Origin of the sequence: Streptomyces sp. WM6378 (genome assembly GCF_001279695.1) — a bacterium.
Lineage (GTDB): Bacteria > Actinomycetota > Actinomycetes > Streptomycetales > Streptomycetaceae > Streptomyces.
Map to the genome: position 1 here is coordinate 89,658 of NZ_LGDD01000024.1, position 23,073 is coordinate 112,730.

The window sequence follows — 23,073 nt, forward strand, 5'->3', positions numbered from 1 at the left end:
TGACCCGGCCGATCAGGGCCGACGCCTGTGATCTTCCGCTCAGCGCGGGCTCAGGCGCCGTACGCCGTGCGGTGGTCCTCGGCCAGGCCCAGGTACATCAGGGCGTTGACCTTGATCCCCTCGCGCTCCTCGGCGGTCAGCTCGCGCCGCACCTTCGCCGGTACGCCCGCGACCAGGGAGCCGGGCGGCACGACCATGCCCTGCGGCACCAGGGCCTGCGCCGCGATCAGCGAACCGGCGCCGATCCGGGCCCCGTTGAGGACGGTGGCACCCATGCCGACAAGGACGTCGTCCTCGACGGTGCAGCCGTGCAGCACCGCGTTGTGCCCGACGGTGACCCGCTCGCCGACGGTGACCGGGAAGCCCGGGTCCACGTGCACGGTGCAATTGTCCTGGATGTTGCTCTCGGCGCCGATCACGATCGGCCCGCAGTCGGCCCGCAGGACCGCGTGGTACCAGACGCTCGCGCCCGCCCCGAGGGTGACCTCGCCGAGCACCACGGAGGTGGGTGCGGTGAATGCGGTCGGGGCGATCTCGGGCGTCTTGCCGCCCACCGCCACGACCATCGCCTGCTCTGCCATGCGCCACTCCTTGTACGGATCCCGGTACGGATGCCATCGCGCCGGGTGTCACGCTAAGCGACCGCGCCTGGGCCCGCGCGGCCGGGGGGCAGCTTACGATCACGCGATGGCACTCTTCCGGATCGCCCGCCGCACCCGGCTCGCCCCCGCCGAGACGTGGCGCCGGCTCACCGACTGGGAACGGCACGGCGACAGCGTCCCGTTGACCCGGGTCACCGTGCACACCCCGCCGCCGTCCGGCACCGGCACGGTCCTCGTGGCCCGCACCGGGCTCGGCCCCCTGGGCTTCGACGACCGGATGGAGATCACGCGCTGGCAGCCGCCGACCGGGGCCGGCCCGGGCGTGTGCCGCCTGGAAAAGCGCGGCCGGACGGTCACCGGCTGGGCCGAGATCGAGGTGGGCCGGGCAGGGGCGGGGTCGTACGTGGTCTGGCGAGAGGACCTGCGCGTACGCGGGCTCCCGCGCGCGTTGGACGGGTTGACGGCGAGGACTGGGCGCGTGGTGTTCGGCAGGGCCGTGAAGGCACTGCTACGGGACAGAACCCCCTGAGAGCCGCGACTGAGGGCTGTCGAACCCCCGATGGGGCGTGGGCACCTACACGGCGGGGGCCGATCAAACCCCCTAGGGGCGCGGGGAACTGCGCGGCCAGCGACCGACGGCCCGCAGTCGCCCCAAACGACCTGCGGGAGCTCAGTCCGCGGCCGGAACGTTCTCCGCCGTGGACTGCCCCGCCTCAGCCTCGGCCATCGACTTCTTCGCCCGGTTCTTGACCACCAGCATCGAGACGACGCCGATCAGCAGCGCGGCGACCAGACCCAGGTAGGAGAAGTTCTTCAGCCAGGACTCCGCGACGATGCCCAGGTAGTAGATGACGGCCGTCGTACCGCCCGCCCAGCAGATCCCGCCGAGCACGTTGGCGATGAGGAACTTCCAGTACGGCATGTGCAGTACGCCCGCGAGCGGGCCCGCGAAGATGCGGAGCAGGGCGATGAAGCGGCCGAAGAAGACGGCCCACATGCCCCACTTCTGGAAGGACCGTTCCGCCATGGCGACATGGCCCTCGCTGAAGTGCTTGGGGAACTTGCGGCCGAGCCAGGCGAGCAGCGGGCGGCCGCCCTTGCGTCCGATCGCGTAGCCGATCGAGTCGCCGATCACCGCACCCGCCGTGGCGCAGGCGCCCAGCACGACCGGGTTGATGTGGCCCTGTTGTGAGGCGAGCAGTGCCGAGCTGACCAGGACGATCTCGCCGGGCAGCGGGATCCCGAGGCTTTCGACCCCGATGACCAGCGCCACCAGGAGATAGACACTGACGGCGGGGATGTGCTCCAGCCACTCCTGGATGTGCAACGCCGCTTCCTCCCGCTCGCTCCGGGCCGGAGCCCGGCGTGCGCCCCCCTGGCGCACGCCGGGAAGCCTACCCGGTCAGGGCCGGCCGGCCGCGGCGCGGAAACGGACCTGGCCACGGCCGACGAGCCGCTGTTCGCGCGCCGAGACGCCCACGCTCACCTCGCGCGTTCCGGTGCCGAGCACCCAGCCGTGCCGCTCCGGGTCCCACGAGGACAGCGAGCGCGCGGAGATCCGTACGGTCACCCGCTGCTCGCGGCCGGGCTCCAGTTCCAGGCGGCGGTAGCCGGCCAGGGCGCGGCGCGCCTGGTCGAGGCGGAGGTCGGGCGAGGGGCCGAGGTAGACCTGGGCGACCGTGGTGCCAGTGCGGCGGCCGGTGTTGCGGACGGTGAAGCCGACCGCGAGCCCGTCGCCGTCGGGCCGCACGTCCAGTTCCGCGTACTCGAAGCTCGTGTACGACAGGCCGTGCCCGAAGGGGAAGAGCGGCGCCACGTCCTCGGCGTCGTACCAGCGGTAGCCGAGGTGGATGCCTTCGGAGTACTCCTCGGTGCCGTCCACTCCGGGGTAGCGGTGCGGGTCCCCGGCCACCGGGTGCCGGTCTTCGGAGACGGGGAAGGTCTGGGTGAGCCGGCCGCCGGGGTCGCAGTCCCCGAACAGGACGGCCGCGGTGGCCTCGGCGCCCTCCTGCCCCGGGTAGTACATCTGCAGTACGGCGCCGACGCGGTCGAGCCACGGCATGGTGGTGCACGACGAGGTGTTGAGGACCACCGTGGTGCGGGAGTTGGCGGCGGCGACCGCTTCGATCAGCTCGCTCTGGTGGCCGGGCAGCGCGAGGGCGGTGCGGTCGGCGCCCTCGGTGGCGTCCTCGTACGCGAAGAGGACGACGCTCTCGGCCGCGCGGGCGGCGCCGACCGCCTCGGCGACGTCGGCCGCCCGGGTGGCTCCGGTGGTGCGGCGGAGCCGGAAGAGCTGGCCCTTGTCGCGGCCCTTGGCGGTGACGGTGAGCCGGTGTGCCCCGGCGGTGAGGTCCAGGGTGCTGCGGCGGACGGTGAGCCCGTCGGGTGCGGCGCCGATGAGTCCGCCGGCGAAGAACTCGCCGAGGCCGGGCGCGGGCGGGAAGAGTTCGGTGCCGTCGAGGAGCACTTTGGGGCGGTCGCCGGAGTAGTGGATGTAGAAGGTCCACTCGTCGGCGTCGTCGACGGTGAGCGTGCCGTCGTACGTCCAGGTGGCGCCCGGTGCGACACCCTGGCCCTCGAAGTCGGCGCCCGCGGAGGTGCCGGGGAGCGGCTTGCCGAAGAGGTCCTCGCCGAGTGCGTAGCCGACGTGGGCGCCCTGGCCGGCCCGGGCCCCGAGGGCGTCGAGGGGGCTCCGCGCGTGGTCGGGCACGACGTGGGCGCTGCCGCCGCCGCTGACGAACGGGATGGTTCCGGTGGGTCCGATCACGGCGATGCTCCGGGCGGCGCGGCCGGTGAGGGGGAGGGTGGCGTGCCGGTTGTGGAGCAGGGTGGCGCCGGCCTTGGCGACCTTGAGCGCGGTGCGCGCACCGGCCCGCGGGTCGCGGCCGGGCCGGGCGGGAGCGCTCCCGTCAAGGAGCCCGAACCGGTCCATGACGGACAGGACGCGGCGTACGGAACCGTCGACGAGCGCCTCGGGGACGCTGCCGTCGAGCACGGCCTTCTTGAGGGCGTCGGCGAAGTAGTTGCCGCTCGGCATCTCCATGTCGAGGCCTGCGGTGAGGGCGGCGACGGTGCTGTGGGCGGCGAACCAATCGGTCATGACCCAGCCGTCGAAGCCCCAGTCGTCACGCAGGACGTCGCCGAGAATTGGCTTGTTCTCGCAGGCGAAGGTCCCGTTTACCTTGTTGTACGCGCCCATCACGGCGCCCGCTCCGGCGGCTACGGCCGCTTCGAAGCCGCGGAGTTCGAGTTCGCGCAGGGGCCGTTCGGCGATCCGCACGTCGATGGACATGCGGTCCTTCTCCTGGTTGTTCAGGGCGAAGTGCTTGACGGTGGCGATGAGGCCCTGGCTCTGGATGCCGCGGGTCTCCTCGGCGACCAGGTCCGCGCCGAGCAGCGGGTCCTCGGAGAAGGTCTCGTAGTTGCGTCCGGCGTACGGGGTCCTGATCAGGTTGACCATGGGCGACAGGAGGACGTCCTGGCCGAGGGCGCGGCCCTCGCGGCCGATGACCTCGCCGTACTCGCGGGCGAGCGCCGGGTCGAAGGCGGAGGCCAGCAGCACGGGGGCCGGCAGCGCGGTCGCGTGCGCGGTGACGCGGACCCCGGCCGGTCCGTCGGCGAGTCTGAGCGCAGGGATCGCGAGCCGGGGCACACCGGGGACGTAGCCGGCCTGGCCGAGGCTCTTGGGATCGTCCGCGCCGTGCAGGAGGCCGACCTTCTCGTCCAGGGTGAGGCGGGCGATCAGCGCTTCCACCCGGCGGGAGGCCGGGGTTGCGAAGAGCGCGCTGGCCGGGGCGGCGAGCGTGCCGGTGGCGGTGGCCGCGACGGTGACGGCGCCGCCCAGCAGACGCAGTGCTGACCTTCGGGAAACGGTGTCGGACATGGACCGTCACTCCTTTGTGTGCGGGCACGACGTGGTGGACCGCGGCACAGCAGGCGGCGGGCCGGCGTTCGACCTGTGAACGCACTATGCGTCACGACCGAGTTGACAACCCGTCAGGCGCCACGAGGCGCCGGGAAACGTAGGACCGTCCGGTGGAAGAGTCAATGAAAGTGAACGGGGCGGCCGCCAGGACATGGAAAAGGCGCCCCGGCCGGAGCCGGGACGCCTTCGGGTTCCGTAGCCTGCGCTACGGAGTGATCAGGAGTTGGGGCGAAGCGTCCACACGACGGTCATCTCGCCGGTCACGGCGCCGTCCGCGCGCCGGATCTCGATGACAACCGGGAACTCGGGGCGCTGCCCGGCGTCGAGCTCGGCCACCACGTCGGCGATCGGGCGGCCCAGCGTCGCGGTGGCGGTGACAACGCCCATGGCGAGCTTCTTGTAGCCGATCTCCGCCCTGACGGCGAGCGGCACCGCACGGTTCATCTGGTCGCCGAAGGCGGCGATGACGATGGCGCCACTGGCGGACTCGGCGAGCGTGAACATCGCTCCGGCGTGCGGTCCGCCCACGTGGTTGTGGTACTCGGACTGGTCCGGCAGCTCCACCACGGCACGCTCGGGGGTGGTCTCCAGGAACTTCAGGTTGAGGGTGCGGGCCATGGGAACGGTCGCGGCGAGCATCTCGCCCACGGACATCTGATCAGCGCTCATGGGGCCGATGTTACCCATGGGTAGCTGCCATTGGCCATCCCCTGACGGGGGCGGCCGTAGCAGGAGCGGGAGTGCACCTCTATGGTTACTGGCCATGTGGCCAGGACAGCAGCCGCCCGGGGGCGAGCAGAACCCGCAGGATCCGAATCAGAACCCGTACCAGCAGCCGGGGTACCAGCAGCCGAATCCCTATACGCAGCCGGGGCCGCAGCAGCCCGCGCCGCCGCCGGGGTATCCGCCGCAGCAGGGTTACCAGACGCCGAACCCGTACCAGCAGCCCACGGTGCCGCAGTACCCCGTGGGCAGCCCGCCCGGGCCGCCGCAGCCGCCGGAGAACAACGACAGGAAGAAGACCACCCTCATCGCCATCATCGCGGCCACCGCCGTGGTCGTGGCCGCCGCCGTGACCGGCGTGGTGGTCCTCAAGGACGACGGCAAGAGCGACACCAAGGCCGACGGCAAGGACAAGAAGTCGCCCGCGGCTTCGTCTCCGGCGGCGCCGTCCTCCCCGGCCGCCAACCCGCGTGGCGCGGGCGCCCAGGTCCAGCCGGTGATCGCGGGCTGGAAGGTCGTGGTCAACCCCACCAAGGGCGACGCCTTCGACGTACCGCCGGACTGGGAGGTCGACAGCCCCGGCATGAGCGTCGGCTGGTCCGACAAGGCGGACCCCAACGGGTTCGGCGGCATGATGATGTCCTCCCCCGCCTACTACAAGTCCAAGTGGTGCACCACCAAGAACGGCAGCGGTCGCGACGAGAACACCGCTCTCGCCCAGATCGGCACCAAGGGCGCGAACGGCGCCAAGTCGACGGACGAGGCGGCCGAGCAGGCCGACGACTGGCTGTACTACGCCTACACCCAGCCGGACAAGAACCACATCACCTCCGAGAAGCCGGTTCCCTTCACGACGAAGTCGGGTCTTCAGGGCAGCGTGGTCCGCGCCAAGACGACGGGCGTCAAGAAGACGGACAAGTGCTCCACCGAGGGCCAGTCCGTGCTGTTCGGCTTCAAGACCGCCAAGGGCGACCTCGCGGCCTGGAGCTTCATCGCCAACACGGGCGTGCCCGGCGCGGTCGACGAGGACACCATCCAGAAGATCCTCGGCACCATACGGCTCGTGCCGGTCACCGACTCCGGTTCCTGACGCGCACCGGTAACGCGATCCGGTCCTGATAGGGGCCGGGTTCCTGCCGCGAGCGAGGCCGCAAACCGTTTGTCGCCACGGGGTGGCAGCGGCGATAGTCCCTGAGTGACTTCCGCCGCCGCCACCCCTTCGCACGCACGCCGCCCGTCCTGGGCGGGCCGCAACTACACCCTGCTGACCGCCGCCGCGGTCGTCACCAACCTGGGCAGCCAGGGGGCCCTGATCGCGGCGGCGTTCGCGGTGCTCCAGTCCGGCGGCAGCGGCGGCGACGTGGGCCTGGTCGCGGCGGCCCGCACCGTGCCGCTCGTCCTGTTCCTGCTGGTCGGCGGCGCGCTGGCCGACCGGCTGCCACGCCACCGGGTGATGGTCGCCGCCAACACCCTCAACTTCCTTTCCCAGGGCGCCTTCGCGCTCCTCGTCCTGACCGGCGATCCCCGGCTCTGGCAGATGATGGCGCTCACCGCGCTCGGCGGGGTGGGCCAGGCGTTCTTCGGCCCCGCCTCCGAGGGCATGCTCATGTCCAGCGTGAGCGGTGGGGAGGCGGGCCGGGCCTTCGCGTTCTACCGGATGGCCATGCACGGCGCGGGCATCGGCGGGGCCGCACTCGGCGGCGCGCTGATCGCCGTGTTCGGCGCTGGCTGGGTGCTCGCGATCGACGCGGCGGCCTTCGCGGTGGCGGGCGCGCTGCGAGCCTTCCTCGACGTGAGCCACATCCCGCCGCGCGAGGCGGGCGGCGGCATGATCTCCGATCTCCGCGAAGGCTGGCGGGAGTTCGTCACACGGCCGTGGCTGTGGTCGATCGTGGTCCAGTTCTCGGTGGTCAACGCCGTGGTCGCGGCGGCCGAGGCGGTGTACGGACCGCTGGTGGCCCGCGACGAGCTGGGCGGTCCCGGCCCGTGGGGGCTCGCGCTCGCCGCGTTCGGCGTCGGCACGTTCTGCGGCGCGCTCCTGATGATGCGCTGGAAGCCGCGCCGGCTGCTGCTCGCGGGCAGCCTGTGCGTCTTCCCGCTCGCCCTGCCCTCGGCGGCGCTGGCGGTACCGCTGCCGGTGGCCGCGCTCATGGCGGTCATGCTGGTGACGGGCGTCTCGATCGAGGTTTTCGGCGTCTCGTGGATGACCGCCCTCAACCAGGAGATCCCCGAGGAGAAGCTCTCGCGCGTCTCCGCCTACGACTGGCTGGGCTCGATCGCCATGGTGCCGCTGGCCACCGCCCTCGCCGGGCCCGCCCAGAACGCGGTCGGCCGTACGTCCGCGCTGTGGGGCTGCTCGGCGCTGATCGTGCTGCTCACCGCGGCGGTCCTGTGCGTGCCGGACGTACGCCGCCTGACCCGGCGCACCGAGGCCGTGGCCGCGGGCGGGCCCGAGGTGTCAGCCGATGCTGAAGGCGCCGTCGGGCGGCTCGGGTGAGGGCTGTGCTTCCGCGTCGCCGACCGGCCGGGCGTCCGCGATGAAGCGGCGCAGCGAGTCGCCGTGCTCGACCCGGGCCGGGAAGGCGTCCCCCGCCGTGCGCCGGGCGAGCGCCGCGACGTCCAGCGGGCGCGCCGAGGCGAGCAGCACCGCGTTCCCGAAGCGCCGCCCGCGCAGCACAGACGGCTCGGCGATCAGCGCGACCTCCGCGAACACCGCCCGGAACGTGGCCAGTTGGGAGCGCAGGAAGGCGAACGGCGCGCCGTCCGCGAGGTTGGCCGCGTAGATGCCGCCGGGCTTGAGGACCCGCTGGGCGACGCGCGCGTACTCGATCGAGGTGAGGTGCGCGGGCACCCGCGAGCCGCCGAAGACGTCAGCGACGAGCAGGTCCGCGGAGGCGGCGGGCGCCCGCTCGGCCCAGGCCCTGGCGTCCGCCGCGTGCAGGGTGATCCCGGCGTCCGGGGGCAACGGCAGGTGTTCGCGGACGAGTTGGACGAGCGCCCGGTCGGCGTCCACGACGTCCTGCCGCGAGCCCGGCCGGGTCGCCGCGACGTAGCGGGGCAGCGTGAGCGCCCCGCCGCCGAGGTGCAGCACGTCGAGGGGGACTCCTTCGTCGGCCGCGCAGTCGACGACGTGGGCGAGCCGGCGCACGTACTCGAACTCGATGTAGGTGGGGTCGTCGAGGTCCACGTACGACTGCGGGGCGCCGTTCACGGTCAGCAGCCAGCCGCGCTCGCGGTCGACGTCGGGCAGCAGTTTGGCGGTGCCCCAGTCGACCTCCCGGATGACGGGTATCGGCTCGGCGCTCGGGTCGTCGTTCACCGTCCCATTGTGCGCCCGGCGGCCGGATGCGGGTCGCCGGGCGGTGTGCGTCAGGCCCAGAGCGCCTTGACGGCGTCGACGTGGGCGGTGGCCTGGGCGAGGCCGGCCCGGGCGGCCGGGGCGCGCCGCGCCGGGTCGAGGCTGTTGCGCCCGAAGGCCTTCTTCGCGGCGGCGTCGGGGGTGATGAGCTCCACCTTCGCGCCCGCCGCGGTGAGCTTCGCGGCCTGGGAGGCGGGGGAATCGAGCGGGCCGCCGCCGGCCGGGCTCGGCGCGATGATCACGATGCGGCGGCAGCCGGCCGCGAGGTGGGCGTTGGCCGTGGAGTGCAGGCCGCCGTCGATCCACTTGCACCCGTCGATGGTGACCGGCGGCCACACCAGCGGCACCGCGCAGCTCGCGGCGACCGCGTCGACGAGCGACACGCCGCTGTCCTTGTCGAAGACCCTCAGCTCGCCGGTGTCGGCGGCGACCGCGGTCAGCTTCAGCGCCCGCTCGGGCCACTCGTGCGTGAGCAGCCGGGCGGCGATGACCGCACGCCGGTCGGCCTCGCTCGGGGTGTCCGCGGCGAGCGCCAAGCGGCCCATCTTCGCGCCGTAGTCCTCGGGCGTACGGGAGCCGATCACGGCCCGCGCGTAGCGGAAGAGCTTGCCGGCACCGAGGTGGCCCGCGATCTCCCCCTCGGGCTTCGCCAGTTGACGCCCGTACAGCTCGGCGAGGGATGTCCGGCGTGCGCTCGCGTTCGCGCCGACGACCGCGCCCGCCGAGCTTCCCACGACGAGGCCGGCGTCGGTCAGGTCCACGCCCGCTTCCGCGAGCCCGTACAGGATGCCGGTCTCCCAGCCCACTCCGGTGAGCCCGCCCGAACCGAGTACCAGTGCAGTGTCCGTCATGATCGCAGTGTGCCCGAACGCCAACGGCCCGCCTCCCCCGGGGTGTTGGGGGAAGGCGGGCCCGCTGGTCACAGGACCGAGCTGACCGTCCCTGCGCCGACGGTGCGGCCGCCCTCGCGGATGGCGAAGCCGAGGCCCGGCTCAAGGGGCGTGTCACGGCCGAGCTCGACGGTCATGGTGACCGTGTCGCCGGGCCGCGCGACCGCGAGCTCACCGAGGTCGACGTCGCCGACCACGTCCGCGGTGCGGATGTAGAACTGCGGCCGGTAGCCGGTCGCGATCGGCGTCGAGCGGCCGCCCTCGCGCGTGGAGAGGACGTACACCTGGGCGGTGAACCTCCGGCATGGCGAGACGCTGTGGGGCTCGGCGACCACGTGTCCGCGGCGGACCGCGTCACGTGGCACCCCGCGCAGGAGCAGCGCCACGTTGTCGCCGGCCTGCGCCGACTCCATGGGCTTGCCGAACGTCTCCAGGCCCGTGACCACCGACTCGACGTCCGCGCCCAGGACTTGGACCCGGTCGCCGACCCGCACGGTGCCGCGCTCGACGGCTCCGGTGACGACGGTGCCGCGCCCGGTGATGGTGAGCACGTTCTCGACCGGCAGCAGGAACGGCGCGTCCACATAGCGCTCGGGCATGGGCACATAGGTGTCCACGGCGTCGAGCAGCGCGCCGATCGCCTCGGTCCAACGCGGCTCGCCCTCAAGGGCCTTGAGCCCGGAGACCCGTACGACGGGCACGGAGTCGCCCCCGTATCCGTGCGCGGACAGCAGCTCGCGGACCTCCAGCTCGACCAGGTCGGTCAGCTCCTCGTCGCCCGCGTCCGCCTTGTTGAGCGCGACGACGATGTGGTCGACGCCCACTTGGCGGGCCAGCAGGACGTGTTCGGCCGTCTGCGGCATGATCCCGTCGAGCGCGGAGACCACGAGGATCGCCCCGTCGAGCTGGGCGGCGCCGGTGACCATGTTCTTGACGTAGTCGGCGTGGCCCGGCATGTCGACGTGCGCGTAGTGACGGGTGTCGGTCTCGTACTCGACGTGCGCGATGTTGATGGTGATGCCGCGGGCGGCCTCCTCCGGGGCGCGGTCGATGCGGTCGAACGGCACGAAGGTGCCGGTGCCGCGCTCGGCGAGCACTTTGGTGATGGCGGCGGTCAGGGTCGTCTTGCCGTGGTCGACGTGACCCATGGTGCCGATGTTGAGGTGGGGCTTGGTGCGTACGTATGCCGTCTTGGGCATGGCTGAATGTCCCTCGCGTGGTCGCTGAGCGTGCTGGGACCCCTGAATCCGGCCGACCCTCCCCGTGCGGGGTCCGCCGGACTTTCCGGGAAGGGTCAGCTTCGGGCGCCGCCGAGGGGCGCCGCGGCCGTGAGTGCCCCGGCCGCTGTGAAGACGGCAGCCTTCGGCGCGTCCGCGACTGCGGACGGCGCTGCGAGGAAGGCGTACCTGGACATGTCGCCGATCATCCCTGGTGGGCGGCGGCGCGTCGAATGGTTTTCGGCGGGCGGAAGTTGGGGTGGCAAACGCCCCCTACAGGTTCTTCAGCGCCTCGCGCACCGACAGCGGCGACAGACGTTCGCGCTCGGCCGCCACAAAGGCGCGGACCGCGCCCGGATCGGTCTTGGCGTACTCGCGCAGGCTCCAGCCGATGGCCTTGCGGATGAAGAAGTCCGGGTGCGTGCCGCGGCGCAGGCAGTAGTCGAAGAGGCGGTCGGGGTCGGTGCGCTCCTTGTAGGCGAGCTGGTGGAGCAGGGCGGTGCGGGCGATCCAGAGGTGGTCGTCGTCGATCCACTCGTCCATCACGGCGGTCAGCCCGTCGTCGGCGGCGACGAGCGGGCCAACGACGTGGGCGGCGAGGTGGTCGACGGTGTCCCACCAGGAGGTGGTGGCGACGAGGTGCCGGGCGACCGGCAGGAACCCGGACGAGCAGACCCGGACGTTGCGCCGCAGGTAGTCGACCGCGAAGTAGTGGTACTCGCGCTCGGCCAGCTCCCAGCACCGCAGCGCGACAGCGGCGCAGTCCGCTTCGGTGGGCCGCACGAGTCCGTCGAGCACCGCCCGCGACAGCGCGCGCCGCTCGGGGGTGCGGATGCCGAGGAAGGGGGCGATGCCCTTCATGTACGCGACCATCTCGGCGGCCCGGTGCGGATCCCCGCCCCCGGGATAGACCCGGACGAGCCGTCCGAGCACGTCGTCGGCGAGCGGGCTGCGGGTCGCGCGAGGGGTCATGGGCCCACGGTACGGGGAGGGTGTCCGGGACTTCGCCTGCGGCGGGCGACCGCTCGCGTCGGTTAGTCTCCCCGGATGCTGGAGCCCGCCGTCCGCCCGTCCCCCGGCCTCGCCGCCCGCTGTACGAGAGCAGTGCTCTCGCCGTGGGCGCGGCTGGGGCTGCTCGTCGTGGTGCTCGCGGCCGCCGGGAGTGCCGTCCTCGTCCTCCAGCCGCAGCGGCTGCTCGCCGAGGGCTGGCCGCCGCAGGTGGGCGGGGCCGGCGCCGTCGTGCTCTTCGCGGTGGCGTACGGGCTGTGCACGGCGGCGTTCGTGCCGCGTCCGATCCTCAATCTGGCCGCCGGGGCGCTCTTCGCCACCTGGGCCGGATTCGCGTCCTCGCTGGCGGGCACGGTGCTCGGCGCGGGCATCTCGTTCGGGCTCGGACGGGTGCTCGGGCAGGACGCGCTGCGGCCCCTGCTGCGCGGGCGCTGGCTGAAGGCGGCGGACGGCCAGCTGTCGCGGCACGGGTTCCGCTCGATGATGGCGATCCGGCTCTTCCCCGGCGTGCCGTTCGCCGGCGCCAACTACTGCGCGGCGGTCTCGCGCATGGGCTGGGCGCCGTTCCTGCTCGCGACGGGCCTCGGCTCGGTGCCCAACACCCTCGCGTACGTCGTCGCGGGCAGCAGCGCCTCGTCGCCGACCTCGCCCGCCTTCGTGATCGCCATGGGCTTCATCGTGCTGAGCGGGGCCGCGGCCGCCGTGGTGGGCTGGCGCAAGCGGCACCGGCTGCGGCAGCGGTAGGGCTCAGGCCCACCGAGGCTCACCGCGATCCGGACGGCCACGCTTCCCCCGGGCCTCGCGGCGTCAACCATCCGTTAACCCACGGCCGTTACCGTGCCCTCGATCCGCGCAAGATCTCCGGTTGCAGCCGTGCTGCCCCCGGTGCTCCGGCCGGTCCCCGTCGTGCCCGACCGGCCGTGGCCCCGACCCTCTTGGATGGCGCAGCAACCCATGTCTTGGTTCGAATCGTTCATACTCGGGCTCGTCCAGGGGCTCACGGAGTTCCTGCCCGTCTCCTCCAGCGCGCACCTGCGGCTGACCGCGGCCTTCGCGGGCTGGCAAGACCCGGGTCCGGCGTTCACGGCGATCACACAGATCGGCACCGAGACGGCCGTCCTCATCTACTTCCGTACGGACATCGCGCGGATCGTGTCGACCTGGTTCCGCTCGCTCACCGACCGCTCCCTGCGCCAGGACCACGATGCGCGGATGGGCTGGCTCGTCATCGTCGGCTCGATCCCGATCGGGGTGCTCGGCATCGTCCTGAAGCACCAGATCGACACGTCCTTCCGCGATCTGCGGGTGATCGCCACCACCCTGGTCGTGATGGGCGTCGTGCTCGGCGTCGCCGACCGGCTCGCGGCCCGCGACGAGTCGGGCGGCCGCCACCGGGCCGCCAAGGAGCGCAAGTCGCTGCGCGAACTCAGCACCAAGGACGGTCTGATCTACGGCATCTGCCAGGCCATGGCGCTGATCCCGGGTGTCTCGCGCTCCGGCGCCACCATCAGCGGCGGCCTCCTGATGGGCTACACCCGCGAGGCGGCGGCCCGTTACTCCTTCCTGCTCGCCATCCCGGCCGTCCTCGCCTCGGGGGTCTTCGAGCTGAAGGACGCGGGCGGCCCGGGTCAGGCCCCGATGCTTCCGACGCTCTTCGCCTCGGTCATCGCCTTCGGCGTGGGATACGCGGTCATCGCGTGGTTCATGGCCTTCATCTCCAACAAGAGCTTCATGCCCTTCGTGGTGTACCGCATCGTGCTCGGCGTCGCCCTGTTCGCCCTCATCGCCGCGGGCACCCTCAGCCCGGACGCGGGCGGGGGACTCTAACTCACGTATTGCATACGGGAGTTGGGGTGCTCAGCCCGCCGACTCCTCGGGGCCGTCCCCCTTGAGCTCCTCCGCGCGCAGCGCCAGGTCCTGGAGCACATCGGCCGATGTCATGTCCCGCTCGCCGGAGTCGTGGACCTGGGCGAGAGCCACGAACGCCAGGCTGAACGCGGCCACGAGCTGCCGGATGGCCCCGCCGACCTCCCGCGCCACGAGGGTGGCCATCTCCTGCGGGGTGGCGTCGGCGGGGATCTCGATGTGCGGCATCGTCTCGTTGAGCAGAGCGGTGACGATGCCGATCTCCGTGTCGGGGGCTCCCCGTTCGGCCTCCGCCTCGATGCGGCGGCGGTAGTCCCCGGCCTCGGTGAGAATGCCGATCACTCGCTTGAGAACCTCGCTCTGCTCCATGCCGCGAGGATAGGCGGCGAGGCCCGCCCGGGCGCCGGACAACGCCCCGACCGCGCCGGGCAGTTGCCACGCCCGTACGGCCAGCTGTCCGGATCTCGCCCCCGGCACCCCGCCGGCAGTGGCCCTCCCACGCCACTCAACCGCCGCATGTTGGCTGAGAGTTCCCACTCCGTGGCGGTGGGTCACCTGATGGCCGTAGGGTTGTCCCCATGCCCCCGACTTTCGACCGCCGCTCCCTTCGCCCTGCCGACGTGGTGAACGCGGAGATCCGCTCGCTGTGGGAGCGGTCCGACGGACGCCTCTCGCCCGAAGAGGAGGAGCGCTACCACTGGCTCCTGGTCGAGTGGGCCGCGGCCGTGCGCCAAGACACCGCCCAGGCAGCCTGACACCGGGCGGGCCAAACGTCCCAAACCCTGTGATCTTGGCCACCCCGCACCGCTCCCACCTGGGGTTCGGCGCATTTGGCGGGGGCGGTTGTCCGACCGGACCCGTAGCCTGGTCGCATGTCTTCCTCCCCCGAGCGGTCCGGCCCCGCGCCGTCCGACGCGGACGCCGCCAACGACGCCATCCGTGCGCTCGTCGACGGCGCGGACGAGCACTGGCCCGCGGAGGAGTACGAGCGGCTGCTCGCCGAGTGGGCCGCGGCGGTGGGCGAAAGCGCCCCGGTGGCGGCGGGAGCCCCCTCGCTGCGGCGGGCCTGAGCCGCGCGAATTCCAGTTGCTGTGGCCCTCGTCACGGTGTTGGAGTGGCCGGATGGACACCGACGCGCTGAACGGCGACACCGATGACGAGTTGCTCGCGATCTTCGACCGGCAGCTGCGGGAGAACGCCCTGCCCGACGGTCCCGGCGCGACGGTCGAGCGGACCGGCGACGTCGTACGGCAGGTGGGTCCGGGCCACGTGTGGAACGGCATCCTCTGGTCGGACCTGACCGCGGCGAACGCGGACGCGGAGATCGCGGCACAGGCCCGCCACTTCGCCTCGCTCGGCAACGAGTGCGAGTGGAAGCTGTACGCCCACGACTGCCCCGCCGACCTCGGCCGGCGCCTGCTCGCGGCCGGGTTCGAGGCCGAGCCCGCGGAGACCGTCATGGTCGCCCGGGTCGCGGACCTCCCCCGCGACGTCGAGCCCGCCGACGGCATCACGCTGCGCCCGGTGACCGACGCGGCCGGGGTCGACCTCATGGCGTACGTCCACGAGCGGGCCTTCGACAACGACGGCGCCCGGTTCCGTGCGCGCCTCCTCGCCCAGTTCGCCGAGGCCCCCGAGACCGTCACGGCGGTCGTCGCCATGGCCGGTGACGTGCCGGTGAGCGCGGCCCGCATGGACTTCCACCCCGGTACGGAGTTCGCCAGCCTGTGGGGCGGCGGCACCCTGCCCGAGTGGCGCGGCAAGGGGATCTACCGCGCCCTGATCGCCTACCGCACCCGGATCGCCGCCGAGCGCGGCTACCGCTACCTCCAGGTCGACGCCTCCGACCAGAGCCGCCCCATCCTGCGGCGCCTCGGCTTCACCCCGCTGACGGTGACGACGCCGTACATCCGGCAGCCGTAAGAGCCGCCGGCGTTCAGTCCCGGCCCTCGAACGCGCCGTGCCGGCCCGCCCCCGCCGCGAACCTCGCCGCTCCCTCGGCCGCCTCCTCCAGAGCCTGGGCGCCGTGCCGCACCTCGCCCAGCAGGGCTTCCGGCTCGGTGCGGCCCTCCTGTTCCAGCAGGGACATCCGGTCGTGGCGCAGGCACGTCTGCGGGAAGGCGGCGATCTCCGCGGCCAGCCGTTCCGCGGCCGCGCGGGCGGTGCCGCTCGGCACGATCCGGTCGGCGAGGCCGATGGCGCGGGCCTCGGCCGCGTCCACCGGCCGCCCGGTGAGTACGAGGTCCATGGCGCGACCCGCCCCGATGAGCCTCGGCAGCCGTACCGTGCCGCCATCGATCAGGGGCACCCCCCAGCGGCGGCAGAAGACCCCGAACACGGCGTCCTGCTCCATCACCCGCAGATCGCACCACAGCGCGAGTTCGAGGCCGCCCGCCACGGCGTGCCCGGCGACGGCCGCGATCACCGGCTTGGAGAGCCTGAGCCGGGTGGGGCCCATCGGGCCGTCGCCGTCCTCGGTGACCGTGTTGCCGCGTTCGGTGCCGATCGCCTTGAGGTCGGCGCCCGCGCAGAACGTGCCGCCCTCGCCCCAGAGCACCGCCACCGCGGCCTGCTCGTCGGCCTCGAAGGCGCGGAAGGCGTCGGCCAGGGCCTTCGCGGTCGGGCCGTCCACCGCGTTGCGCACGCCGGGCCGCGAAAGGACCACCGTCGTGACCGGACCGTGCCGTTCGCTGCGTACCGCTGGAGCCGTCTCGTCAGTCATGGCGCCAGCGGTAGCACGGGTCGCCAACCAGCCACAAGTGCAGGGCTCTTGGCGTTCCGGGCCCGCTGGCACAGACTGAACCGATGACGCAGCGCGTGGATCTCGGGACCCTGCTCGACCGTTTGGCCATCGACGAACTCATCACCGGATATGCCGCGGCCGTCGACGACGGGGACTGGACCGCCTACCGCGCCCTGTTCGCCGCCGACGGCCGCGCCGACTACCGCCCGGCGGGCGGCATCGAGGGCCCGGCGCAGGAGGTGGCCCGCTGGCTCGCGGAGACCATGCGGCTCTTCCCGGTCCGCCAGCACCTGATCACCAACCGGCTGCTGACCCTCCAGGATCTCGGCGGCTACCCGGGCGACCGGGCCGAACTGCGCGCCGACTACCTCAACCCGATGTGCTTGGGCGCCAACGGCGACGGCACCCCGCCCACGCCCGACTTCGAGGCCGGCGGTCGCTACACGTTCTCGCTGGTCCGCACGGACGCGGGCTGGCGGCTGCGGTCGGTGACCGTGCACGAGAAGTGGCGGCGGATGTCGGGGGCGCTCGCCGGGGGCTGAGCGCGCGGGCGGGACGCGCCGGGCGCCGGGCCGTCTGTGCGCGGCGACGCCCGACCCGCACACTGGCAGGGGGAACCCAACGGATCACGGGGGCGGGCAAGGAGGCGCGGCATGCGGATTCCGGTCGGCCGTCACACACCGCGTCTGAGTTCCGCCTGGTGGCGCGGGGCGGCCGCGGTGCTCGCCGGGGCGCTGCCCTCGCTGGCCTTCCCGGCGCCCTCGCTGTGGTGGTTCGCCTACGTCGCCCTCGTGCCCTGGCTGCTCCTGATCCGTTCCGCCGGCAGCGTGCGGCGGGCCGCGCTCGACGGCTGGCTCGGCGGCATCGGGTTCATGCTCGCGGTGCATCACTGGCTGCTGCCGAGCCTCAATGTCTTCATCGTGGTCCTGGCCGCTCTGCTCGGGCTGCTGTGGGCGCCGTGGGGCGTCCTGGTGCGCTCGACGCTGGGCGGCGGGCCCTCCGTTCTGCGCGCGCTGGCCGCCGTCGCGGTGGTGCCCTCGGGCTGGCTGATGGTGGAGCTCGTCCGGTCGTGGCAGGGGCTCGGCGGGCCGTGGGGGCTGCTCGGCGCGAGCCAGTGGGAGGTCGCTCCGGCGCTCCGGCTGATGTCGGTGGGCGGGGTGTGGCTGGTGAGCCTGCTCGTGGTGGCGGTCAACACCGCCATCACCCTCTGTGTGGCGCTCCCCCCTGTGCGTACCGCCATGGTGTCCGTCCTTGCGGTGTGCGCCCTCACCGCCGGAGCGGTGTGGATGTGGGCTCCGCACATGCAGCGGGACGGCCGGATCAGGGTCGCCGTGGTGCAGCCCGGTGTGATCGAGAACGGGGATGCCCGGTTCGCCCGCAGCGAGGCGCTGACCCGTGCGCTGGCCGGGCAGCACGTGGATCTCGTCGTGTGGGGAGAGAGCAGTGTCGGGCAGGATCTGAGCGCCCGGCCGGACCTGGCCGCGCGGATCGCGAAGCTGTCCGAGGACCTGGGCGCGGACATCCTGGTGAATGTGGACGCGCGCAGGTCCGACAAGCCGGGGATCTTCAAGAGCTCGGTCCTCGTCGGGCCCGGGGGTCCGACCGGGCAGCGCTACGACAAGATGCGGCTCGTGCCGTTCGGCGAGTACATCCCGGCGCGTTCGCTGCTCGGCTGGGCGACCTCGGTCGGCAAGGCGGCGGGCGAGGACCGACAGCGGGGCACGACGCCCGTGGTGATGACGCTGCCGTCCGCGGTACGGGTGGGGCCGCTGGTGTGCTTCGAGTCCGCGTTCCCCGACATGAGCCGTCATCTGGTGCGCATGGGCGCCCAGTTGCTCATCGCGCAGTCCTCGACCTCGACGTTCCAGGACACCTGGGCGCCCGCCCAGCACGCCTCGCTGGCCGCGCTGCGCGCCGCCGAGACGGGCCGCCCGATGGTCCACGCGACGCTGACCGGCATCAGCGCGGTCTACGGCCCCGCAGGCGAGCGGATCGGCAACTGGATCGGCACGTCCGCGAGCACCTCCGCGGTGTACGACGTGCCGCTCGCCACCGGCACCACCCCCTTTGTGCGGCTCGGCGACTGGGCGGTGTACTCGGCGCTCGGCGCCCTCGCCCTGTTCTGCGCGGCCGAGGGCGTGCGTGCGCTCAGGAGGCCTGCTCCAGGGCCTCCCGCACCACCCTCTCGCACAGCTCATGAGTCGCCAGCGCGTCCTGCGCGCTGAGCGTCTTGCCCGCCCGCACGGCGTCGAGGAAGGCGAGGACGGACTGCTCGATGCCGCGCTGGCGGGCGACGGGCACCCAGTCGCCGCGGCGGCGCACGGTCGGCTGGCCCTTGTGGTCCACGACCTCGGCGAGGTTGAGGACCTGGCGCTTGGTGTCCTGCCCGGAGACCTCCAGGATCTCCTCGGTGGACCCGTTCATCCGGTTCATGGTGCCGATCGCGGTGAACCCGTCGCCCGAGAGCTGGAGGACGACGTGCTCCATCAGCCCCTCGCGCACGCGGGCCCGTACGACGGTGTGCTCGATCTGTCCCGGCACCAGGAAGCGGAGCGTGTCCACGACATGGATGAAGTCGTCGAGCACCAGGGTGCGCGGGTCCTCGGGCAGCCCGACGCGGTTCTTCTGCATCAGGATGAGCTCGCGGGGATGGTCGGCGCACTGGGCGTAGCCGGGCGCGAGGCGCCGGTTGAAGCCGACGGCGAGGCTGACGCCGCGCTCCTCGGCGAGCGCCACGAGCCGCTCGGAGTCGGCGAGTTCGTACGCCAGCGGCTTGTCGACATAGGTCGGTACGCCCGCTTCGAGCAGCCGGGCCACGATTTCGGGGTGCACCGCGGTCGGCGCGTGCACGAATGCCGCGTCGAGGTCCTGCGCGAGCAGCGAGTCGAGGTCGGTGTGGCGCTGCGCGGCCGGTATGTGGTGGGTGTCGGCCACCGCGGCCAGGGTGGCCGGGGTGCGGGTCTGCAGATGCAGTTCCGTGTCCGCCAGCGTGGTCAGAACCGGCAGATAGGCCTTCTGCGCGATGTCCCCGAGTCCGATGCATCCGACCTTCACGGGGTCTCCTTCTGCCGAGGGGTGTCCTGCTTCCTTGCCTGGTCAGCATACGTGCGCCCAGGCGGCTGCCAGGTGGCGATGTCCGCGAAGGAGCGGAGCGGGAAAGCAGGGCAAAGTACGGAGACCGCGCTGATCAGAGTGTTGCGGACCGCGATGCCCACCGGGTTGCGCAGCATGTTGATCCGTGCGGTCCGCTCCGACTTGCGGACGATGCCCATGGTGCGGGGCAGCCGCTCGGCGCTGTAGTGGGCGAGGCCGGTGGCGAGGTCGCCGTGCGGGTCCGCGTGGTGGGCCAGGACGATGGCGTCCTCGATGGCCTGGTTGCCGCCCTGGCCGAGCGTGGGCGCCATCGCGTGTGCGGCGTCGCCGATGAGGGCGACCCGGCCGCGGTGGTGGGCGGGCAGGGCCTCGGCCATCCAGTGGACGTCGTTGCGCAGCACCGGACCTCCCTCGGCCGCTTCGAGGACGGCCGGGATCGGGTCGTGCCAGGCGCCGAACAGCCGTCGCAGCTCGGCCAGTTCACCATCGGGGGCGCGCCCGCCGCGCGGTGTCCTGGCCGCCGCGTACGCGTAGAGGCGGCCGTCCTTGAGGGGCTGGGTGCCCCAGATGCGGCCGGGCCCCCAGGTCTCGTGCGGCGCGAAGGGCCGGCCGGGGTCGGGCACCACGACGCGCCAGGTGGTGAATCCGGCGTACGCGAGGTCGGGGTGGGCGGGGAACAGGGCCTTGCGCAGCACGGAGTTGATGCCGTCGGCGCCGACGACCAGGTCCGCCTCGATGTCCCCCGTGGTGGTGCGCACCACGGCGGGGCGGTCGACTGCTCCGCGGTCGGCCAGTTCCGCCAACTCTCCGGTGCGCAGGGCTCCTTCGGGCAGCGCCGCCGCGAGGGTGTCGATCAGGGTCGCCCGGTGCAGCAGCACCATCGGGCCGCCGAAGGCCTCGGCCGCGGCCTGCGGATCGGTGCGGGAGAGCCAGCGGCCGCTCGGTGTGCGCAGGCCGCCCTCCCCCTGCCAGGCGGCGAGTGCCCTGACGGCGTCACCGAGGCCGGCGACATCGAGTGCCCGCTGGGCGTTGGGGGCGAGCCCGATGCCCGCGCCGACCGGCTTCAGCTCAGCGGCCCGCTCCAGAACGGTGACCCGCCAGCCCCGCCGGATCAGAGCCAGGGCGGCGGTGAGCCCGCCGATTCCGCCGCCGACGACCACCGCGCGGGATGCCCCGTTTCCGCTGCACACGTCCATGACGCCCCCTGTCGACTACGCCTGTAGTGAGAAGCCAACGGTACTACAGCTGTAGTGCGCGGGATAGATTGGCCCCATGGCCGCACGCACCCCGGGCACCTCGCGTGCCGATCTCATCGCCGACACCGCGCTCGCCCTGCTCACCGAGCGGGGCATGCGCGGCCTCACCCACCGGGCCGTCGACGAGCTGGCGGGGCTGCCGCAGGGCTCGACCTCCAACCAGGCGCGGACCCGCCAGGCGCTGCTCGAAGCGGCGGTCCGGCGGCAGGCCGAACGCGAGGCCAAGGTGCTCGTCCCGGCCGAGATGCCGGCACCCGGGAGCGGCCCCGACGAGCTGGCCGGCGCGCTGGCCCTGGCTCTGCACCGCCACCTCACCGGCCACCGCGAACTGCTCGTGTCCCGCTACGAGTTGGCCCTGGAGGCGACCCGGCGCCCGGAGCTCCGCGCGTACTACGACGCGGCCGGACGACAGTTCAGGGCGCCGCTCGTGGCTCTGATGAAGGCCGCGGGATCGAGCGCGCCCGAACGCCACGCGCTTTCCCTGATCTCGTTCAGCGAGGGCCTGATGTTCTCCTGCGTGGCGGGTTCCTACCACGCCGAGGTGCCGTCCGAGCCGGAGGTCCGGCGCGGCTTCACCGAGCTCCTTCGCGGCATGCTGGCCGGGCCGCCGCTCCGATAACCGTTGGCTCCGGTCGAGGCCGTCGGAGAGGATGACGCCATGACGACCTCCGAAGTACCGCCGGCCGAGACGACCGAGCGCGACGAGCCCGCACTGGACGCGGCCGAGCGGGCCATGCTCGACGGCTGGCTGGAGTACCACCGCCGGACGCTGGTCTGGAAGTGTTCCGGGCTCACCGACGAGCAGCTCAAGCAGGCCGCCGTGCCGAGCTCGACGCTCACCCTGCTCGGCCTGCTGCGGCACCTGACCGAGGTCGAACGCTGGTGGTTCACCACGGTGTTCGGCGGCGAGCCCGACGCCTGGGTGTACGGAACCGAGGAGGACCCGGACGGCGACTTCCACTTCGGCCCCGACGACACCTACGCGGACGCCCTTGCCACCTGGCAGCGCGAGGTCGCGACCGCCCGCTCGCACGCGGCCAAGCACGACCTGGACGACCTCAGCGTCGGCACCGCCCGCGGCGGGCAGCACTTCGGCCTCCGCTGGATCTACACCCACATGATCGAGGAGTACGCCCGCCACAACGGCCACGCCGACCTGATCCGCGAGGCGCTCGACGGCTCGACGGGCGACTGAGCCCACGGAAACGCGGAGGCGGCCGGGTCACTCGTGCGGGCCATTTATAGGCCCGTACTATCGCCCAACTCCCGCCGTAACCAGCAGAGTTGCCAGATGCACCGAACCAGGAACGCGCTGAAGCTCATGACGGCCGTGGCAGCCCTGACCGTCTGCGGATGCGTCTCGGGCTGCGTCTCCGTCGACGCCCGGACCGCACCAACCCAGCCGCCCGCCACCCCGCCCGCCCGGCAGCAGGGCGAGGTCGCTCCGCAGCCGCAGATCGTCCAGGCCCCGGCCCGCGAGGCCCTGGACACGGCCCTGCCCCCGGACGCCCCCTCCCCTTCGCCGCCCCCGCCGCCGAAGGCCGAGCAGCCGGAAGCGCCCCGTCCTCACCACCACCCCCGGGCCGAGCCGCCCAGGCACCACCCGGCCGCCCCCAGGAAGCAGCACCCCCGACCCGCCCCCGCGCCGCCCGCCTCGGGCGGCATCTGCGCGCTGGGCCAGGGGTACGGCGGCTGGCAGGCGGACAGCCCGGAGGCCCGCATCTGCCGTGAGGCATACGGCAATTGACGATCCGTCACACTTGGCCGGGATTGACGGTGGGCCGCACGGCATCGAGCTGAGGGGCTGAGGGCGGGTCACATGGCGTCCACCTGCCGCTCAAGCCGCCGCAGCGCCTCGCGGATGTCGTTCCCGTACGCGTCGTCGGACAGCGCGTCCAGGGCGGCGTGGGCCCGGCCGAGGTGGAGCCGGGCCTCCTCGGCGCGGTGCAGTTTCACATAGTCGGCTGCGAGGTTGAGGTGGAGGGAGGGGTAGAAGGCCCGCACCGCGAGCCAGGCGTGGTGCTCGGTGAGGCGCTCCTGGCTCAGGCCGTCGGCCGCCGCCAACGCCCTGAGATCCCAGGCCAGTTCGTCCCCCGTGTCGTCCTGCGCGTCCGCCATGTAGTGGGCCAGGGTGCAGCGGTGGAGCGCGTCGCCGTCCTCGCCGATCTCCGTCCACAGCGCTCCGAAGCGGTTGCGGGCCTCCTCGCGGTCCCCGCCGTGCAGCAGCATCATCGCTTGCCCGATCCGGGTCATCACGATGTCCCCCGGGGCTTCCTGCATGTCCGTCACCGCTGTCTCCACCAGTCGTCCAGTCGTCACGAAAAGCCGAACGGCTTCGACGCTATCCGCCGCCACTGACAATCGGCCTCAGGCTCGGGCGGGGTCCCGGGGC

The 23,073-nt window shown here is 72.8% G+C and carries 26 protein-coding genes; 13 read left to right on the top strand and 13 right to left on the bottom strand.

Annotation, left to right across the window (positions count from 1 at the left end; all coding sequences use genetic code 11):
* Positions 1–50: 50 nt before the first annotated feature.
* On the bottom strand, positions 51–581 hold the full coding sequence (locus ADK54_RS04815) for a gamma carbonic anhydrase family protein (RefSeq protein WP_053724247.1): 531 nt from the start codon (positions 579–581) through the stop codon (positions 51–53).
* Positions 582–687: 106 nt separating this feature from the next.
* Between ADK54_RS04815 and ADK54_RS04820 the strand changes: the two genes are divergently transcribed.
* On the top strand, positions 688–1,131 hold the full coding sequence (locus ADK54_RS04820) for a hypothetical protein (protein ID WP_053724248.1): 444 nt from the start codon (positions 688–690) through the stop codon (positions 1,129–1,131).
* Between the two features lie 141 nt (positions 1,132–1,272).
* Here the strand turns inward: ADK54_RS04820 and ADK54_RS04825 are convergent, their stop codons facing one another.
* The 3 genes from ADK54_RS04825 to ADK54_RS04835 all read right to left on the bottom strand — a co-directional run bounded on the left by ADK54_RS04825 (position 1,273) and on the right by ADK54_RS04835 (position 5,181).
* Positions 1,273–1,929 (bottom strand): DedA family protein, encoded by a 657-nt coding sequence (locus ADK54_RS04825; protein WP_053724249.1) that lies wholly within the window; start codon positions 1,927–1,929, stop codon positions 1,273–1,275.
* 75 nt (positions 1,930–2,004) lie between these two features.
* A complete protein-coding gene (locus tag ADK54_RS04830) occupies positions 2,005–4,485 on the bottom strand; it encodes a beta-glucosidase family protein (protein WP_053724250.1) in 2,481 nt (826 codons plus the stop codon).
* A gap of 258 nt (positions 4,486–4,743) precedes the next feature.
* Positions 4,744–5,181, bottom strand: coding sequence for a DUF4442 domain-containing protein (locus tag ADK54_RS04835; protein WP_053724251.1), 438 nt, complete (start codon positions 5,179–5,181; stop codon positions 4,744–4,746).
* Positions 5,182–5,290: 109 nt separating this feature from the next.
* Here ADK54_RS04835 and ADK54_RS04840 point away from each other — a divergent pair, with 109 nt between their 5' ends.
* Positions 5,291–6,340 (top strand): hypothetical protein, encoded by a 1,050-nt coding sequence (locus ADK54_RS04840; protein ID WP_053724252.1) that lies wholly within the window; start codon positions 5,291–5,293, stop codon positions 6,338–6,340.
* 105 nt (positions 6,341–6,445) lie between these two features.
* A complete protein-coding gene (locus ADK54_RS04845) occupies positions 6,446–7,747 on the top strand; it encodes an MFS transporter (protein WP_053724253.1) in 1,302 nt (433 codons plus the stop codon).
* On the opposite strand, the gene ADK54_RS04850 is transcribed toward ADK54_RS04845, so the two are convergent.
* The 4 genes from ADK54_RS04850 to ADK54_RS04865 all read right to left on the bottom strand — a co-directional run bounded on the left by ADK54_RS04850 (position 7,709) and on the right by ADK54_RS04865 (position 11,687).
* Positions 7,709–8,569 (bottom strand): spermidine synthase, encoded by an 861-nt coding sequence (locus ADK54_RS04850; RefSeq protein ID WP_053724254.1) that lies wholly within the window; start codon positions 8,567–8,569, stop codon positions 7,709–7,711. The genes ADK54_RS04845 and ADK54_RS04850 overlap by 39 nt on opposite strands.
* A gap of 50 nt (positions 8,570–8,619) precedes the next feature.
* Positions 8,620–9,459 (bottom strand): patatin-like phospholipase family protein, encoded by an 840-nt coding sequence (locus tag ADK54_RS04855; RefSeq protein WP_053724287.1) that lies wholly within the window; start codon positions 9,457–9,459, stop codon positions 8,620–8,622.
* Between the two features lie 68 nt (positions 9,460–9,527).
* On the bottom strand, positions 9,528–10,697 hold the full coding sequence (gene tuf, locus ADK54_RS04860) for an elongation factor Tu (protein WP_053724255.1): 1,170 nt from the start codon (positions 10,695–10,697) through the stop codon (positions 9,528–9,530).
* Positions 10,698–10,988: 291 nt separating this feature from the next.
* Positions 10,989–11,687 carry a DNA alkylation repair protein gene (locus ADK54_RS04865; protein ID WP_053724256.1) on the bottom strand — a complete coding sequence of 233 codons (699 nt, stop codon included), beginning with the start codon at positions 11,685–11,687 and terminating at the stop codon, positions 10,989–10,991.
* 75 nt (positions 11,688–11,762) lie between these two features.
* Here ADK54_RS04865 and ADK54_RS04870 point away from each other — a divergent pair, with 75 nt between their 5' ends.
* Together ADK54_RS04870 and ADK54_RS04875 are read left to right on the top strand one after the other, a co-directional pair.
* Positions 11,763–12,467 (top strand): TVP38/TMEM64 family protein, encoded by a 705-nt coding sequence (locus tag ADK54_RS04870; protein ID WP_053724257.1) that lies wholly within the window; start codon positions 11,763–11,765, stop codon positions 12,465–12,467.
* A gap of 210 nt (positions 12,468–12,677) precedes the next feature.
* A complete protein-coding gene (locus ADK54_RS04875; protein WP_053724258.1) occupies positions 12,678–13,550 on the top strand; it encodes an undecaprenyl-diphosphate phosphatase in 873 nt (290 codons plus the stop codon).
* 30 nt (positions 13,551–13,580) lie between these two features.
* Here the strand turns inward: ADK54_RS04875 and ADK54_RS04880 are convergent, their stop codons facing one another.
* Positions 13,581–13,958: a hypothetical protein gene (locus tag ADK54_RS04880; protein WP_053724288.1), complete on the bottom strand. Its 378-nt coding sequence runs from the start codon at positions 13,956–13,958 to the stop codon at positions 13,581–13,583.
* A gap of 209 nt (positions 13,959–14,167) precedes the next feature.
* Between ADK54_RS04880 and ADK54_RS45655 the strand changes: the two genes are divergently transcribed.
* The 3 genes from ADK54_RS45655 (at position 14,168) to ADK54_RS04890 (ending at position 15,512) form a co-directional block, all read left to right on the top strand.
* A complete protein-coding gene (locus tag ADK54_RS45655) occupies positions 14,168–14,344 on the top strand; it encodes a hypothetical protein (RefSeq protein WP_159047626.1) in 177 nt (58 codons plus the stop codon).
* A gap of 117 nt (positions 14,345–14,461) precedes the next feature.
* Positions 14,462–14,659 (top strand): hypothetical protein, encoded by a 198-nt coding sequence (locus ADK54_RS04885; protein WP_053724259.1) that lies wholly within the window; start codon positions 14,462–14,464, stop codon positions 14,657–14,659.
* Between the two features lie 52 nt (positions 14,660–14,711).
* Positions 14,712–15,512 (top strand): GNAT family N-acetyltransferase, encoded by an 801-nt coding sequence (locus tag ADK54_RS04890; protein WP_053724260.1) that lies wholly within the window; start codon positions 14,712–14,714, stop codon positions 15,510–15,512.
* A gap of 13 nt (positions 15,513–15,525) precedes the next feature.
* Here the strand turns inward: ADK54_RS04890 and ADK54_RS04895 are convergent, their stop codons facing one another.
* The gene (locus ADK54_RS04895; RefSeq protein ID WP_053724261.1) at positions 15,526–16,311 is read right to left on the bottom strand and encodes a crotonase/enoyl-CoA hydratase family protein; all 786 of its coding nucleotides are present in this window, start codon (positions 16,309–16,311) and stop codon (positions 15,526–15,528) included.
* Positions 16,312–16,394: 83 nt separating this feature from the next.
* Between ADK54_RS04895 and ADK54_RS04900 the strand changes: the two genes are divergently transcribed.
* Positions 16,395–16,874 (top strand): nuclear transport factor 2 family protein, encoded by a 480-nt coding sequence (locus ADK54_RS04900; protein WP_053724262.1) that lies wholly within the window; start codon positions 16,395–16,397, stop codon positions 16,872–16,874.
* 111 nt (positions 16,875–16,985) lie between these two features.
* Entirely contained in the window at positions 16,986–18,557 is a 1,572-nt protein-coding gene (lnt, locus tag ADK54_RS04905) for an apolipoprotein N-acyltransferase (RefSeq protein WP_053724263.1), read from the top strand.
* Here the strand turns inward: lnt and ADK54_RS04910 are convergent.
* Together ADK54_RS04910 and ADK54_RS04915 are read right to left on the bottom strand one after the other, a co-directional pair.
* A complete protein-coding gene (locus tag ADK54_RS04910; RefSeq protein ID WP_053724264.1) occupies positions 18,481–19,386 on the bottom strand; it encodes a Gfo/Idh/MocA family protein in 906 nt (301 codons plus the stop codon). The genes lnt and ADK54_RS04910 overlap by 77 nt on opposite strands.
* Positions 19,383–20,621: an FAD-dependent oxidoreductase gene (locus ADK54_RS04915; RefSeq protein WP_053724265.1), complete on the bottom strand. Its 1,239-nt coding sequence runs from the start codon at positions 20,619–20,621 to the stop codon at positions 19,383–19,385. The genes ADK54_RS04910 and ADK54_RS04915 overlap by 4 nt, the downstream gene beginning before the upstream one ends.
* 76 nt (positions 20,622–20,697) lie before the next feature.
* On the opposite strand from ADK54_RS04915, the gene ADK54_RS04920 reads away from it, so the two are divergent.
* From ADK54_RS04920 to ADK54_RS04930, 3 genes are all read left to right on the top strand, one after another.
* Positions 20,698–21,300 carry a TetR/AcrR family transcriptional regulator gene (locus ADK54_RS04920; RefSeq protein ID WP_053724266.1) on the top strand — a complete coding sequence of 201 codons (603 nt, stop codon included), beginning with the start codon at positions 20,698–20,700 and terminating at the stop codon, positions 21,298–21,300.
* A gap of 39 nt (positions 21,301–21,339) precedes the next feature.
* Positions 21,340–21,876 (top strand): DinB family protein, encoded by a 537-nt coding sequence (locus ADK54_RS04925; protein ID WP_053724267.1) that lies wholly within the window; start codon positions 21,340–21,342, stop codon positions 21,874–21,876.
* Between the two features lie 96 nt (positions 21,877–21,972).
* Positions 21,973–22,428 (top strand): hypothetical protein, encoded by a 456-nt coding sequence (locus ADK54_RS04930; RefSeq protein WP_078966127.1) that lies wholly within the window; start codon positions 21,973–21,975, stop codon positions 22,426–22,428.
* Between the two features lie 68 nt (positions 22,429–22,496).
* On the opposite strand, the gene ADK54_RS04935 is transcribed toward ADK54_RS04930, so the two are convergent.
* On the bottom strand, positions 22,497–22,970 hold the full coding sequence (locus tag ADK54_RS04935) for a hypothetical protein (protein WP_199826866.1): 474 nt from the start codon (positions 22,968–22,970) through the stop codon (positions 22,497–22,499).
* Positions 22,971–23,073: the final 103 nt, after the last annotated feature.